The following is a 15,083-nucleotide window of genomic DNA, read 5'->3' as shown; positions in this document are numbered from 1 at the left end:
CGTTGAACTGGAACTACTTAAGCAAGGCTATCCTATATCGAAGCCAATCGAGAGCTGATGACCTTCAAGGTGCAGGCGGCAGCCTTGAGGCAAGCTTCTTGCGACACCCCATATCGGCAGCAGTGGCGAACGCGGCGCTCGACGATACACGACCTCGTCCGTTACGTACCAACTAAAACTCGGAGACTGCGATGGGGCGCATCTAGTCACAGACAATCGCTTTGTGCCATATGATCTTCTGTAGGAGCTCGGTCGTCCTGGACGAGGGCCATGCCGCTAAAGTCGGTAGATATCGTTTGCGTCTCGCGCATGGCTGTTTCGGGTCATACACGGCGAAACGGTCGTCCGAAGGTCGTCAACGACCGAGTTGCCTTCGCGTGGTAGCGACAATGTCGCGCCGTGCAGCTTGTAATTTCCGCTCGTTTGTCCGCGCCAACCAACTACCTCCTCCTCACTCACTTTGAGGTAGACAAGTTTCCCTAGCGCCCGTCAAATGGATGAGCATAATGCAAGTCTACGAACTCAAAGCTCTTTCTTTGCTTTATTGCCTTGTGGTGGACCTGCCCGCCGATGTCTCAGACAGTGAATCAACCTTCGCAGATCGCCTCTCTCCTACGGCGCTTGCGCGAAAAGAAGCTATCATATTGGCTGGTAGCGGCTCTTATCCTTATATTTGCCGAGTTCAGCGCACCGCTTTTGTACAAGCATTTTAGGTTGGCACGCGCCCGCGCAAGCTTCTTTCAAGCATTGCTCGATTGGGGTCCGCGCCCAGCGCGACCGCGCTATGTCAAAATTGTTCTCGTTGGAAATGATGAGTATTGGGCGGGCCCACTGGCGGGACGTCGGCCAATAAAGCGGGACTACCTCGCGACAATCGTTACCAACCTCGCTCAAAAAAACGTTCACATCATCGCCCTCGACTTCGATGTGCGTTTGCCGACCCCTCAGGCCTTTGAGATCCCCGCCGATTACCGCGATGAGACACAAAAATTAATCGAAGCGATCAGAAAAGCCGCTCGTAGTGATAAAAAAGTCATCCTCGCGACTCCGATTTCGAGTGCGGCCAAGGGCAAATACCATCGCGATGCGGATATCTACCAGGCAAGCGGCCTATGCACGTCAGCAGCCGGTATACCCTCTGAAGCCGCCATGTCGAATATCTTCTGTGGCTACATCGCCCTCCCTCGAGATGACTTACGGATTCCCCCGCCGATAGAGATGGATGACGGCACCACGATGGACTCCTTCGCCATGGCGATCGCCCGGGCGCAGGCTCCTGACTCGGTCGAGAGGTTCACGCCGGACGAGCAAGAACTCGGTTATTTAGACTTTTTCACGCACGACAGATTGGAGAAAGCCAAAGCCATTTTTTCGGCACGCGACGTCCGTCTTGGTACGCTTGATCAATCGGCGCTGGATTCAACGATCGCTATCGTCGGTGGCGGCTGGTCTCGAGACGCCATCAATCGAGGAGGCCTCGTCGATCTGCACAACACGCCCGTTGGCCCCATGCTCGGTGTGGAAATGCACGCGAATTATGCGGAAGCCATCCTGGATTCTCGGGTGCGCGCCGGATTGTCCGAGCGGGTATTGGTTGTGGCCGAACTCGTTTTTGGTGTGCTCGCGGCCATTGTGCTTGGGCTACTCTCCCGAATGTGGACGAAACTGTTTGCCCTCTGCGGGCTTGCAGGACTAGCGTTCGTGGTCTCGTTGCTAGCACTGCATATCCGCGGCGTATTTTTCGACGCTTTCATTCCATTGATGGGCTTAGGTATCCACGCCGTCCTCGAGCCTTATGTCGAGCGCTTTGAACATTACCTCAAGTTAAGGCAGGCAAAGAGCAATGTTTTGGCGCCCCACTCCTGATAAGGCAAGAGTTGAAACAGAAGGCCAGAAGACAACTATCGAGAAAAACTGGATGGCGGAAATGATGAGCGCGGTACTAACCAGAACATTATTGGCCATAGCCCTCATCGCATCATTCTGCGGGGCCACATTCGCCCAAGAAAGCTTTAACCCTCCAGCGGCCAAGCAAGGCCCCGCCAAAGACTTCCCCAAAGCAAAATTGGACCGCAAACGCGTGCCGGCTGCCGCATCTGCAACTCGTCTCGATGAGCGGCCACCACGCACTGGGCGCGTTCCCCCCGACTCTCCCGATGGGCCGATCGACCCTGATAACTCCGGCGGCCCGCAGTATCGCCGATAGCGACTTGGCTTCGCCTAATTAGGGGATCTTCGCCGACCGACGTCTGGATTACCGCTAGTAGATCGGTTTCGAGCATAGCGGACTGCTTTGTAAGCCCGACTGAGCCGCGGCTTCTCGTTTCAGCTACTCGAGCCAAATGGAAGCGCAGCCCGGTATCCCTTCGACGATGCCACAGCCGTCGTCCACAAAGAACTCGAAGTGCAGCTGCGGATCCTCAGGAGCAGGGTGCCGCAAGGCGCCGCGGTCTTCTCGAGGAAATCCGGATCGGTATTCATCTTCTTTTTAAACCATCTGACGTCGGAAGAAGCCCCTGAACTTGGCGGGTATTGGCCACTGATGTACCGGCCATCGTTAAACCGTCGGCGGGCATGTAGACCTTCCCCGCGACCGCGAACAGGGAGCTTACGCGGGCGTTCCGCACTTCCTTTCGATCCGCGTCCGTTGGAGCATTGCGTGGCGGTAACAGCCTAATTTAGGCAATTCCTAGACTAGATCAGGCCGTCAGCGGGCCACTCTGCTGCCACGGTCTCCATGCACGGCGCTGCGTCCATCCCCTGTGATCGATGATGTCGATTTAATCGCATCGCCAGGACGAAACATGGCCAATAGGAGCGGACCTGTTCGACTCATGAAGCCGTCGCCTTCAACGGCGCCGGACAAATGTACATTGTGAACATCTCGCTCATTCAGTGAGATCGAGGTCCGACCGATTGCGGCCGCCGCTTATGGGCCAGGCTCTATGCGATGCATTCCTGACCGAGAGCCTGCCTCCCCAACAAATCCCGTGAAGATCAAACGAGGCGGATTCCGTGGAATGCAACGCGATGCCGGGATTCGCTAAAAGCATGCAACGGGCACGATCTCGCCAACTGCTTCCTTGGCTTTCTACAGCGGAGCCTTCTGGTTGGCCTGCCCGGCGAGGTTCGTCGGAGCCGAAGAGTCCTTCTTTTTTGCGACAGATGTGGGAACCCGCGGCAAGTAATAGCTGACATCCTGACCCGCCGGTGCCCTGCACGCTGCCGCCATCGACTGTCCCGTAGCTGCGGCTTTGGCTGGCGTCTTTGCGTCCGCCTTCACGGTTGCTTCCGTCGCGTTCGCATCCAGCTTCGCTTGGGCGTCCGGCGTGGGCGCAGGCTTGTTATTGTCCTGCGTAGCTTGGCGTCGCTCTCGGCCTTGGTCACTGTTTGCGTTAGCTTGATGAGCCCGGTCTGAAACGTACCCGCACGATAGTAGGTCTCGAGATCACTCAGCGCGAACCCTATTGGATAGACGGAAACGGGGCAGTACATATTCGCATATATGACGGCCGCTTGATCGTGCCGCGCTGTGCGCATTGCCGACATCACGTTCTGAATGATCTGACTCTTGAGAATCTTATCATTGTATGCGGAGTCCAGGCCATTTATCAGCGTGGCGGTCTCTGCAAGGGCATGCGAAGTCCCGAGATTGCCGATCAGTCCTGCTGTCGTCGTCAGGACGCCAGATGTGAGTTTTGTGCTGAAGTCGACGGCCTGTCCCTCATGCATCAGCTGTCCCTCATACTGCGTATACTCCATGTCGATGACGTACATCCGCGCCGCTATCATGTTGTTTCGCGCGGCCACTTGGTCGGCTGCACTCCCCCTCGACAACTCCGCGTAACTGTTCGCATAGATCTTCATTTCGGCGACTTCATCAGCCACCGGAGCCACTCGTTCGGGTCCGCCAAGGGAGCCCGTCCAATTGCAGGCGGCAAGCGCGCACGAAGTGAGAGCCAGAACCAAGCACGCCGACACATTTCGAATGCCGTGGAGCGCAAGAGGTAAATACCGCCTGGTAGCGCTAGTATTCCTAAGATGACGGCCAATTGCCTGGTGCAAAACGTTGTTCATAGCGCACGCCCCAAAAGTTCATGACATATGGAATGACTGACCGCCTCCGTCAGGCGACGAAGACAGCGACACAAACGCCAACATCTCCATCTCCAAAAGGGAGACAGATGACCGGATCGGATCGCGAGGAATTGCTAAGTCAAATCGGACAAATCAGCTGATGCAACTCTGGCTAGTATTCGCCGGATTCCGGCAGTGTCAATCTACGGATGTGGATATCCCTGGCGGAACGCGCACGAGCCGCTGAGATCCACAGCAAAAATAGACCGAAACGACACGGCCGCGTCTGCAAGCATCACATCCTCGTTCGGCACGAATATTCCAGAGTGCCTAGAATGCAATGGACCGGCCCGACGTTGAATTGAAGTGCAGCGCAGGTCCGAAACAAAAGACACTCGCGTCGAGCACGTCCGCGCTGGCGCGCTTCTCCAATGAATCTTTGCTTCATGGGAGAATAACAAAGCGCATTCATCTGGGCCGCGCCCTGTGCGGGGTTAGCCGACCAGGGCGCGAAACTATCATCACCGAACAAACCACAAGCGATTCTGGCGAATGCCATGGTTCGCTTGGTCAACAGCATCACGACACAGCCGGACCGACCATCGGCAGACGGTAGAAGTACGTCCGTAAACCTATCGCGCTATGGGCGTCAGTGAACGTTTTGACAGTGTAATTCTGCTTCCATCGCGCAACAGGATCTCTATGCGAAGGGCTGTGATTTGAATAGACGAGGCGATCGCCACCTTTGCCCGCGCCCAGAATACCTACATGACCAACACCTTTGCTGGTCGTCGGCGAGATAATCAACGCCCCCGGCGGAAGATTGTCAGCTTTTTCGGGCTTCATACCGCCTCTTTGAAGCTCATCATAGAAGGTCGCTGTGCCATCGCTCTTCGTGATCCAGACATTCACGGCGAAAAACACAACATGTCGACAGGCCCACATGCACGCCAGGTTTCCATGATCGGGTCCATCTCCAGTCTTGAATTTATCGACCTGGTCAATCGCCTCCTGAGCGACCTTTGCATGATCGCTGTCGCTCATCGTGCCGCTGTAACTAATCGCGGCTTGAATTACCGTTCCTTCGGACGGGAACTCTACGACATTGTCTACAGCAATCAGCTCCGCATTTTGCGCCGCCATCTTGAAGAGATATTGGCCTCCTTCGTGATCGGCAAAGTGCTGGGTAACGCGGATATATGTTTGGCCTCCGCGTTCTTGCGTTTCGACCTTGCTCACCTTGCCCTTAGGGTCGAGTTGAGCCTTCAGCCCAGGATAATGATCAATACTATTCACCGGCAGTCTCCATTTACGGGAGGATGAAATTGACGAGCTGTAACAACTTTAGGTTACACTTGCCGTTCGGCTTTCGCAAATGGAAGATCGGGATTTCTAGGCCAGCACCGTCAGAATGACGACCTGCCGGACTTCACCGGTGTCGGCTATAGACGGCAGCACAGCCGGCTAGCAATCAATGATCTCCGGGTCGTCCTAGGTCCTGTACCCGACAAAATGCACAAATGAGGATCACCATTAAGCCGCTTACCAGCGACCGTAACTACCAACCAGCGTGACTATCGAGGAGGGCCGACCTCAAAACCCCAGTTGTGCGGTTCGGAGAATACAACAAGACGCGATCTCGGCTTGCCGCTCCTCTCGCCCATTATGTGCAGGAAACCTGCGCTTTTCCTGCTTGCTTGGTCGAAGCCCTTCGTTCTGGCGACGGCTCGTTTGGCCTGCATGCGAGAAGGCGCCTTACACGACGCGGACCGCGTCTCATGACTTGAAATCGTCACGCAAGAAGGAGGCCTTGAATGCAGCTTCCAGGCTATCCGCCGACAGGGGCGAAATCCATGGCAGTCGCCCCAACCACCGCACCCGTCCAATCTCGCAAATCGCTCTCACGGCATCCGGGTTCTTTTCGCCAATCAAGGCGACTCCAAGAATGTCGATCTGGCGCCTTCGGATCGCCTCTATGGAGAGCAATGAACAATTAATTGTACTCGCAGTTGTACTGGTGCACAGCACTACAGGAATTCGCCACCTCTCCAACAGGTCAACGTAAAGCGAACCACAATTCAGCGGCTCCATGAGCCCCCCGGTCCCCTCGATCACGAGCGGCTGTCCTCCGGTGTCCGGCACGTCCAGCAATTCAGGCTTAATGCGAGCCTCGTCGATTTCCGTGGAACAGTGCGGCCAAGCGGTCGTTTGCAGTCGGTACCCCTCAGGTACAATGCGATCCGGCGGAAGACTGGCAAGCCGAGCAACGCACTCGGTGTCCGTCTCTCCTTCGAGGCCGGCCTGAATCGGCTTCCAGAACCTTGCGCCAAGGAGATTGACGAGCCCTGCGCAGAACACGGTCTTTCCGACGCCGGCGCCTGTAGCCGTGACCACGATCCGCTGCTGGCTCGCCGATCCTGATCTGTTGTCAAGCGTTGTGCCCACCTCATTCTCCATTGTATGCAGCGGGCGCCGGCGCAAAGACCGCTTACTCTTCGCAAGTCGTTGACGCAGGTGCCCTCAACTTCTGGATCTACCAACGGCTGCTCATCGACGCTGCTGCGTGCATCGTCTACCCCTCAACGCCGAACAACAGTGCGATATACGCGAGATGCCCGTCGTGATTGGCGTCCGCCGACCCGTCTCAAAAAGCTCCGAATGCGGACTATTACGTCGAACTATAGACGGTCGGCCGGCACGATAGCCCCCTCCTAGAGTTGCGCTTGATGCCTTGTGGCAGGTTAAGATTGTTATCGGCGCGCAAATATTGTCCGGATCGGACGGAGACGTTCACGGGGCGCTGGGTGTATCCCAATAGACGCAGAACGGTACGCCTCGAGCAACAGCGGTGCGATTGTGGAGTGATTTCACCTGATGTCTCGGAAAGTAGCCGATCGGGGGCGTATTGGCCGTGACTCTAGGGGGATTTTTGCGCGTTTGACCTGAGCACGCGAGTTTATCGATAGCGGCCGGCCCCGGCAGGTTTTCTGCGTGATCAATCACGATGATCCTGCAAACAACACATCGACGCCTCGCTGGGTGTTGGTTGTTACGCACCCAGTGTCTCTTTTCCAACGGAACGAATCCCGACCTTGTTCGATGTGGAGGTCGCGAGCAGCGCCCTTACAGGAGCTCAGAGCGCGCCACATCGATCACCTTTATACGTAAGCTACGTTCGGACCATTGGGCACGACAATTCTCGGGTCCTACTCAAGTGCTAGCTCTGCTGCACATTTGCGGCATTATCGATGTCAAAGATGCTCCGGCTGTCGAAGCCGTCAGCATTGCCTCAAGCTAAATCCCAAGATAAGAACGGGACCAAGTTGCGGCGTCACTTTTGCGGCCACCATGATCCGTCATATCGTCTTCTTCACAGCCAAGGAAAAAGCCGACCTCGACCGCATCATCGAAGGTTTATCGGTTCTCACCTCGATCACCTATGCGCGCCGGCTCGAGATTGCCCGCAATCGCAAGAGCGACCAGCTCGGCAATGATATCGATGTCGTGGTGTATGGTGAATTCGACAGTGAGGCGGATCTCGCTGCGTACAAAGCCCACCATTTATATCAAGAAGCGATCCGATGCGTACGGCCGCTCCGGGAGTTGCGCTTTGCCGCTGACTATGAGTTGTCGACAGACGTGCATTTCGCTGGAACGGCAGGCCTAGGGCAAGTCGCTCGGCGCAGCGGACCGGTTGGTCGTGAGTAGCTCGATGATCATTCACAGGACTTTGTACGTATCAGGCGGAAATAGCCCTCGTTGGGGTGGCAATTGGGGCGCGGACCTCACGACCTGCGGATCGTCGTAGCAGATAGCCTATGCACGTCTGCGAGTTGCCATGGATCGAGCCTATCAAGGCGCTGCGCTGCCTTGCGCAGCGGCCGCAGCTTACCTTTCTCGATAGCGCGGCAGAGCATGAGCTGCTCGGACGTTACTCATACCTGGCTTGCGAGCCGTTCGGCACCTATTTCGTCGCCGATGGACAGGCAAGTTGGAATGGACAGGCACTTATAGGGAATCCATGGGAGGCCCTCCGCGAGCTTCTTGCCAGATACAAAGAAGCGCATCGCCCGGATCTCCCCCCATTCCAGGGCGGCGCAGCCGGCTTTCTTGCCTACGACCTGAGCCGAACACTGGAGCGGTTGCCGGCACCGTCAATTCCGGGTCTCGGGTTCCCCCAGTCAATACTGCATTTTTACGATGCGGTGGTCAGCTTCGATCACTGCGCCGAGAAGTGCTGGATCGTCTCGACCGGCTGGCCGGAGCAGGAGCCCACCCGACGGGCCGAGCGCGCGCGTCGTCGCGCCGATGAGTTTGCAGCACTGCTTGCCAGGCCCAAGTCGCCGCGGATCGTAATCCCCAGCACCGCGGGCCAATGGCATTCGAATTTTAGCCGGGAAGGGTTCAAAGCGGCCGTCCAGCGTGTCATCGATTTAATCCTGGCTGGAGATATATTCCAGGCGAACATTGCACAGCGCTTCAGTGCCAAGGTCTCCCCCCTGTTCGATCCGCTTACCTTTTATTGCCAGCTCCGCTCTTTGAACCCAGCCCCGTTTGCAGCCCTCCTGCGTTATGACAGGCTGACGATCGCCTCGAGCTCTCCTGAGCGATTTCTGAGGCTTGAGGGCCGGCAGGTCGAAACACGACCGATCAAGGGCACAATCGCACGCTCCGCTGATGCCGCGGAAGATATGCACCGTGCCGAGCTCCTTCTCGCGTCCGAGAAGGATCGCGCCGAGAATATTATGATCGTCGACCTGCTGCGCAACGATCTGTCACGCGTTTGCACAGACGATTCGGTCGAAGTTTCAGCTCTTTGCAACTTGGAATCCTATGCCTCCGTGCACCATCTTGTGTCGGGGATCGAAGGCACGCTTGGTGCAGACCAAGACGCCGTCAGTCTACTTCGCGCCTGCTTTCCGGGCGGCTCCGTGACGGGAGTTCCAAAGGTGCGGACAATGGAAATTATCGCGGACATCGAGAAAGTGGCACGAGAGGTCTACTGCGGGGCGATCGGCTTCATCGGTTTCGATGGATACATGGACACGAACATTGCGATTCGCACTGTTGTGATCGACGATGACGTGGCTGCGTTTCATGCCGGCGGCGGAATAACGGCGATGTCGGATCCCGAAGCCGAATATGAGGAGACACTTGCCAAGGCAAAACGACTGTTTCAGGCCTTCGGTGCCGATCCAACAGGTGCATTTTGATTGTCATCATCGACAATTACGATTCCTTCGTATTCAACATTGCGCGCTATTTCCGCAAGCTTGGTGCAGGGACGCAAGTGGTCCGAAACGACGCGATCAGCATGGCTGATCTCGGTGGGCTCCAGCCTAGTGCAATCGTCATATCGCCCGGCCCCTGCACGCCAACGGAGGCTGGCATATCCAACGCGGTTGTCCGGGAACTCTCGGGGCGCGTCCCAATCCTTGGTATCTGTCTCGGTCACCAGTGTATTGGAAGTGTTTTCGGCGGACGGGTCGTGCGTGCACATCGTCCAGTGCACGGCCAAGCCTCCCTGATAAGACACAATGGTCGTGGGTTGTTCAAGGAACTCCCGTCGCCATTTTGTGTCGGGCGCTACCATTCTCTAGCGGTCGAACTCGATCAATCACACGCGCCGAGTCTCATGGTGACAGCCCGCTCAGATGAAGGAGAGATCATGGGCCTGTCGCATCGGCATCATCCAACCCATGGCGTGCAGTTCCATCCGGAGTCAGTCCTTACTCAGCAAGGGCCCGTGCTGTTTAGGAATTTCTTGCGATTAGCCGCCAATTTTAAAGTGTGAGGTCGGAGACTTCATCGAAGGTAAGCTGGGTATTCGCGAATCGCTTGGCAGAGCCGGGTGCAAGACGTAACGAGACAGCGAAAACACCCAAACAGTACGTTGCGTACGCAAGTTTCTCTTTTGGTACAGCCTCAATTGAATTACCTGGTCAAACATCGACCCTTCGCATCACCTCCATTGGGAGAGGCGGCTTTTTTTCTGATTTCCTCGTAAACCTTTATTCGAGATCCGCCAAGAGATTGGCGGTGCCTAGGCGGTAGTCTCGCTACCGCTGCCCTAGCGGGCGTTTCCTCCCTTGACTTGGCCGCCGGTCCAATCGGATCGGCGGTCCTCTTCGACGTCGAGTCGGCGCTCTCATGATTGAGCAATTTCCTACAGCGATCTGCAGCTCGACGACGCCGGCTGTAGCTGCAACGTCTGTCATCGTGGTTGAAAGCATTCATGCAACATAGAGGTGTCCAATTCAGCATTCGAGAAGTGCACCCCGGCGAGTGGCGCTACAGTTTCGAGGTCGATAGCAAGAGGATCAGTGGCAAGACCCGAACGAGGCTGCAACTTCTTGCAGTCCGACGAGTTAAAGATCGCATTAATCGTGAACTGAATCGCAGCACGGAACATGGAAGTTGACCGGTTGCCCGTGGGTTCGAATCCCACCTGCACAATCTCGGGCCGCAAGGGGGCTTCTGGACTGGTCACAGACGACGCTAGGCGAGAAATCGAACCTGAGCGAAAGCACCATCCGGGATTTTGAGAAAGGACGCCGGGTACCTGGCCCTAACAACATCGCTGCGATGCGCGCAGCGCTCGAAGGCGCTGGCGTTCTGTTTATCGAGCCTAACGGCGAGGGGCCGGGCGTGCGCTTGAAGAAAGCGCGCTAGCTCCACTCATGGAGCAAATTCTATGACTTCATCATAAGCGGACGGCTCGACTTTGAACAGCGCGTCAAGGGCCTTGTCGACAGCGTGTCTGTCCCAGCGCTGCAGCTGGTAGAACTTCGACGCCTTCGGCATGCTGCCATCTTCAATCATGCGGTCGAACATTTGAGGCGTCACGCTGCAGTAGGCTGCAGCGCGAAGCTTCGAGAGAGCGCGCGGCCAGTGTGGTTCGCCATTATGGCGGTCGTCCGTAGTCGGCACGCCGAACAGACTGACGAACGAAATGTCATCGCGCAAGTGCCGACCGTGTAGCCAAAATCGGGAATCTGCGGCGGTCGGATAATCTCGGTATCAACGCACGATCAAGTGCCAAGCCAATTGCGCAAACGTCATCAGCGTGGGGATAGAAAGCAACGCGAATCCGACTCCGTAGAAGAAGGCCACCAGCACGCGCAGGCGCGGCCTCGCGTTGTCCAGCGCCATATAGTGCATCAGTAACATGTCATTGCGATGCGCTTCGGATGCCGCCTGTGTCTGGAATGCGCTTGTGAACCATTGAAGACGGCGAAACCCAGAAGTCAGCGCCTTAGCTATCATATAGGAGTCGGGTCTTCCGCGCTTGTCGTAGAATGGCTCATCATTAGGGTCTATTTCTATAGGTGTAGGCGAGCCGTCCGCTTCAAGCGATACCGTTGGCTCTGGAGGTTTTTCAAAGTGCTCGGGAGGCAAATCCGAAAAAATCTCAAGAATGGCAACTGAACACAGATTTATGAAATCGTCTGGCTCACTCATTCGCGTGATTATTCCGCGCGGAGCCATGTCGTCGTACTCGTCGAAGCCCAGTGCATCTATGTAGCGACGAGACACTTCTGACAGAAGCAAGGCAACACGCGAGCGAGTTACTAGGGAGCTTTCGGCCTGTACGCATTCGATGGCTGATGCATAGCTTTTCACGATCAAAGGGCAGAATAACGCGAAAAGAGCCGACCCAAAGCCAAGAGATGTAAGCCCGAAATATACATAGTAGAGGCGAGACAGCGTGATTTGCCTAGCGACTTCCTCCGCGCCATTCATCGGCAGGTTTAACCAGCGACGGATAAGTCTGGCGACAGTGTTAGAAGCTCGACGACGTGTTGATTGAACAGAAGCAGCGAACCGAGAAACGGCACCACTATCGTCAATGATAAAAGGCGCGATTGCCCGATGCGCCGTATGGACGACCAAGGTAACATCGCAATCGGTCGGGCATTTACGATGCCCATCGCAAGGCACCTAGCCTAGAAAAAAATCTCGTCAATGTCTTTGGAAGGCGCACTCTGCTTGCCTATCACCAGATACAACCGGCCAGCTTCACGGTCGTTAGTGAGCTGAATGCGTATGATGCAAACGCGGCGCCTACGAGACCAACGACCGCGATCACAATGAACACAAATCGATACCAACATATCCTGTTGGCCAAAGAGTTGAACGTTCCGACAAACTTTGCGCTGACGGCTGCAAAGTCGCTTTCCAGCCTGTTTCGTTGACGTTCAACCTCGCTACCGATCGCGCTTAGCGTGAAAAACTGATTTGCGATCGAAGCGCATAGAAAAATCACAAAAATCCATGCGCCCGCAAGGACGGCGATATTAGTCCAAGCCTCGATTCCACAAGTCGTCGCAGTTTTCATTTGGGATGCGACGACAACAGTAGCAATCGGTATACCCAGTAGCTGTCCCTGTACGTCGACAAAGGTCTTATGAATGCGGGTCAAGAAATCAAGGTTCGCGTTCTCAATGTCAGTTCTGATCTTGTCATAAGAAAAGCTCGATACGAACAGGCGATAGCTGTCGTCGAGACTACTGGCGAGATGATCCAGGTTGAGCAGTATGCGCTCGAAGCGCACAGGTTCGGATTGCGGTCTGACGAGCGTTGCTATCGCATCGCTCAGCATCGTCAACTTTTGAGCGCGATGCAGAGGGTCCTCGAATTGCTTTACGAGTCGGTCGATTGCAGCAATTTCGACGAACTTTAGATTAGCTGCGCTATAGCGAACGGGAACTTCGACCTTACCGTCCTTGAAGAAGAACAGCTTTTGTTCTTCCCGATCGAGAAATGTTGCTGCGTCAGCCAGCAATTTTATGAGGGAAACGACTGCACGATACGATTTGAACTGCGGTGTAGATGTATCTCGGTCGCTCAGACGGCCGTCGATGACATAAAACCGGGCTGGGAATTCTAAGAATCCCTTCGGAGCCGATAGCAGGCCATCAAGATTCTGAGCAAGGACGCCGATGGATAGTTTTGGCGCCCCCACGTGCACAGCGATTTTGTCGCCGATGCTTGCTCCACTGATGTTGGTCATTGGATAGAAATTAAAGTCGCTAGACGTCGGTTCATCTGCATCGATCGAGAGAATCGTATTTAGAACTTCGGCGTTGGCGATCGTAAGCACGCCCTCCCGCTCGCCGGAAAACTCGACGTGGTCGTAACACCGCAGTAGGTCTTGCCAACTCAGGTTAGCCATTAACCTTTAGCTCTTCCGCCAATTCCACAGGAATATCACTCAACGTTAAAGAATTTGACTTCTCGTTGTACCGTACTTTGCCCTGAGTAATGGCCTCCCGATCGAATTCGACGGACCAAAACGAGGTCTTTGCTTTGAACCGAACCAGCGTCGCCAACGCGCGCCTGTCGGGGATGAAGCCGTCGTTGATCTTTCGGGCGTCGTCAGTGAGAACGTTCAACAGCAAGTCAGGTTCGCTAGGGAACAGCTCATTTGAGAACGCCGTAAGATGGAGTTGCTCCCGCTTTTTTGCTGACACGTCGCAGATTGCTTTCGCCTTCGCTAGGAACTCGTCTCGATCGGCGCCCACCATGCTTTGGGAATCGGCGAAATGCTTCAAAGCAGCAACAAGCGAATTGGTATCTTCTCGATCCTGTACGGTCGTGTCGCAGCCTAAAAACTCTTTGAAGTACTCGGCAACGTCTCCTTTACCTTTCAGAAATCCGACATAGCGCTCTTCTTTGTTCGCCCACGCCGTCAGATTGATGCGGCCAGCAAAACGAAAGCCATCAAGGTCCAGTGTCGTGACGTCGCTAACATCGTAGTCGTGCGTGATGGCCGCTCCGAGTCGGTCGTTTACGATCGCGATCATGACAAACTGCTTGGCGTCATCTTCGAAATGCACGAAGAAGACATGACCGCCCGTTGCGCCGGTTTTGCGTCGAGCTTGAGTGACAAGCGTAGTCATTAGCGATGTTGTAAGTGTCTCGAAGTCCTTTGACCCTCCATCAATGTAGACCCGCAAGAATCCTTGCGTGGGAAAATTGACGTCGTCGGCCGAAAACTTGCCGTGGGATTTGGATGCGCGTCGTGCGTACAGTCGATGAAGCTCATCGACAACTCGAATAAGGGTCGGGCCTTGTTTCAAGTCGTTTTTGCCGACGACAAACTCAAAGTCATTTTCTTCCTTGCGGCGCAAATCGTGAATGGCAACGTGAAAAATCTTACTTGGCATATGTGCTCCCCAGATTCGCGACAGTCATAGCGTTCAAGGGCAGGGTTGGCCACGTCCAAAGCACAATGCAAAGTTGCGCCTGTCGTTGGGGTTGACATAAGAACAAAATAGGAACATATGGTGTGCGGGTCAAGAGAGGAGAGACGGCCCACGTTTGGACCGCCCCTGATCGCTACAACACTCTTGCTGACTTCGCTTTTCTTAAACTTCAGACACGACAGTGGCGGGCAGCGACGCCTCTAACCGCGAGATTTGTGCCTGAACACGTGCCAGCCCAGCGGCATCAGCGCCCTTCGCATCAATGCTGATGTTGATTGGCACGTTGGTATCTCCGCCCCCGCCGCTGAGAGCCGCCATTGTGGCCTCTCGCCTGCTCCGCTTTGAGCGTCGCCACCGAAATCATGTTGCCAAAGATCAGCTCGCAAACTTGCTCCTGGGTATAGCCGTGGGATTAGCCGGCCACCTGGCTGGGAACCCTCACTGCAAAACAGGTTGAGCATGCCGGGCCAGGCACGATCGGTTGGGCGATGGTGACGGGCTCTGGCCTTCATCGCTGAGAGTGGGACCAAAGACCAAATCGTGGATGTTTCAGCTCACTTCGCCCGTAACTCGCAAGCCTCGTGAGATGGGCCTTGATCCAGTAGGCGCCGTCGCCAAGAGGCGCGTGGACTTTGACCTTTAGGTGGTGTGGACATTAGCGCATCCATAGAACAATGGCAGCGAGAGTGACGACGGCGCGATAGTTCCGTGCCGTCTTTTCGAAGCGGGTTGCGACACGCCGGAACTGCTTGAGCTTTGAGAAGCAGCATTCGACGAGATGACGCTGGGCATAGAGAG

12 protein-coding genes and 1 pseudogene are annotated in these 15,083 nt (G+C 55.5%); 5 read left to right on the top strand and 8 right to left on the bottom strand.

Annotated elements, in window-relative coordinates:
• Positions 1-570: 570 nt before the first annotated feature.
• Complete coding sequence (locus AKN84_RS33510) at positions 571-1,866, top strand: CHASE2 domain-containing protein (RefSeq protein ID WP_050424741.1); 1,296 nt, start codon at positions 571-573, stop codon at positions 1,864-1,866.
• 1,413 nt (positions 1,867-3,279) lie between these two features.
• Here AKN84_RS33510 and AKN84_RS33505 read toward each other — a convergent pair.
• The 3 genes from AKN84_RS33505 to AKN84_RS33495 form a co-directional block, all read right to left on the bottom strand.
• Positions 3,280-3,888: a hypothetical protein gene (locus AKN84_RS33505; RefSeq protein ID WP_128971389.1), complete on the bottom strand. Its 609-nt coding sequence runs from the start codon at positions 3,886-3,888 to the stop codon at positions 3,280-3,282.
• 768 nt (positions 3,889-4,656) lie between these two features.
• Entirely contained in the window at positions 4,657-5,373 is a 717-nt protein-coding gene (locus AKN84_RS33500; RefSeq protein WP_050424739.1) for a hypothetical protein, read from the bottom strand.
• 480 nt (positions 5,374-5,853) lie between these two features.
• Positions 5,854-6,534, bottom strand: a complete 681-nt coding sequence (locus AKN84_RS33495; protein ID WP_050424738.1) for a dethiobiotin synthase — start codon at positions 6,532-6,534, stop codon at positions 5,854-5,856.
• Between the two features lie 891 nt (positions 6,535-7,425).
• On the opposite strand from AKN84_RS33495, the gene AKN84_RS33490 reads away from it, so the two are divergent.
• The 4 genes from AKN84_RS33490 to AKN84_RS46355 all read left to right on the top strand — a co-directional run bounded on the left by AKN84_RS33490 (position 7,426) and on the right by AKN84_RS46355 (position 10,749).
• Positions 7,426-7,785 (top strand): Dabb family protein, encoded by a 360-nt coding sequence (locus AKN84_RS33490; RefSeq protein WP_050424737.1) that lies wholly within the window; start codon positions 7,426-7,428, stop codon positions 7,783-7,785.
• Positions 7,786-7,895: 110 nt separating this feature from the next.
• Complete coding sequence (gene pabB, locus AKN84_RS33485; protein WP_050424736.1) at positions 7,896-9,290, top strand: aminodeoxychorismate synthase component I; 1,395 nt, start codon at positions 7,896-7,898, stop codon at positions 9,288-9,290.
• Entirely contained in the window at positions 9,287-9,871 is a 585-nt protein-coding gene (locus AKN84_RS46365; protein ID WP_128971388.1) for an anthranilate synthase component II, read from the top strand. The genes pabB and AKN84_RS46365 overlap by 4 nt, the downstream gene beginning before the upstream one ends.
• 623 nt (positions 9,872-10,494) lie before the next feature.
• On the top strand, positions 10,495-10,749 hold the full coding sequence (locus tag AKN84_RS46355; RefSeq protein WP_347337378.1) for a helix-turn-helix domain-containing protein: 255 nt from the start codon (positions 10,495-10,497) through the stop codon (positions 10,747-10,749).
• 6 nt (positions 10,750-10,755) lie between these two features.
• On the opposite strand, the gene AKN84_RS33475 is transcribed toward AKN84_RS46355, so the two are convergent.
• The 5 genes and pseudogenes from AKN84_RS33475 to AKN84_RS33455 form a co-directional block, all read right to left on the bottom strand.
• Entirely contained in the window at positions 10,756-11,043 is a 288-nt protein-coding gene (locus AKN84_RS33475) for a hypothetical protein (protein ID WP_050424734.1), read from the bottom strand.
• A 54-nt stretch (positions 11,044-11,097) separates the two neighbouring features.
• Entirely contained in the window at positions 11,098-11,970 is an 873-nt protein-coding gene (locus AKN84_RS33470; protein WP_128971386.1) for a hypothetical protein, read from the bottom strand.
• Positions 11,971-12,073: 103 nt separating this feature from the next.
• Positions 12,074-13,252, bottom strand: coding sequence for a hypothetical protein (locus AKN84_RS33465; RefSeq protein WP_050424732.1), 1,179 nt, complete (start codon positions 13,250-13,252; stop codon positions 12,074-12,076).
• Positions 13,245-14,246, bottom strand: coding sequence for a nucleoid-associated protein (locus AKN84_RS33460; RefSeq protein WP_050424731.1), 1,002 nt, complete (start codon positions 14,244-14,246; stop codon positions 13,245-13,247). Before AKN84_RS33460 ends, AKN84_RS33465 begins: the two co-directional genes overlap by 8 nt.
• A 694-nt stretch (positions 14,247-14,940) precedes the next feature.
• A pseudogene (locus AKN84_RS33455) lies at positions 14,941-15,083 on the bottom strand (IS5/IS1182 family transposase); the annotation flags it as partial.

This window comes from Bradyrhizobium tropiciagri (assembly GCF_001189845.1).
Classification (GTDB): domain Bacteria; phylum Pseudomonadota; class Alphaproteobacteria; order Rhizobiales; family Xanthobacteraceae; genus Bradyrhizobium; species Bradyrhizobium tropiciagri.
Note: the sequence above shows the minus strand (reverse complement) of the source record. Positions and strands in the feature narration are given on the sequence as shown.

Excerpts from the sequence above, each read along its gene's own strand:
- AKN84_RS33465 (WP_050424732.1), bottom strand. The coding sequence starts at position 13,252 with ATGGCTAACCTGAGTTGGCAAGACCTACTGCGGTGTTACGACCACGTC.
- pabB (WP_050424736.1), top strand. The coding sequence starts at position 7,896 with ATGCACGTCTGCGAGTTGCCATGGATCGAGCCTATCAAGGCGCTGCGC.
- AKN84_RS33510 (WP_050424741.1), top strand. The coding sequence starts at position 571 with ATGTCTCAGACAGTGAATCAACCTTCGCAGATCGCCTCTCTCCTACGG.
- AKN84_RS33495 (WP_050424738.1), bottom strand. The coding sequence starts at position 6,534 with ATGGAGAATGAGGTGGGCACAACGCTTGACAACAGATCAGGATCGGCG.
- AKN84_RS33460 (WP_050424731.1), bottom strand. The coding sequence starts at position 14,246 with ATGCCAAGTAAGATTTTTCACGTTGCCATTCACGATTTGCGCCGCAAG.
- AKN84_RS33490 (WP_050424737.1), top strand. The coding sequence starts at position 7,426 with ATGATCCGTCATATCGTCTTCTTCACAGCCAAGGAAAAAGCCGACCTC.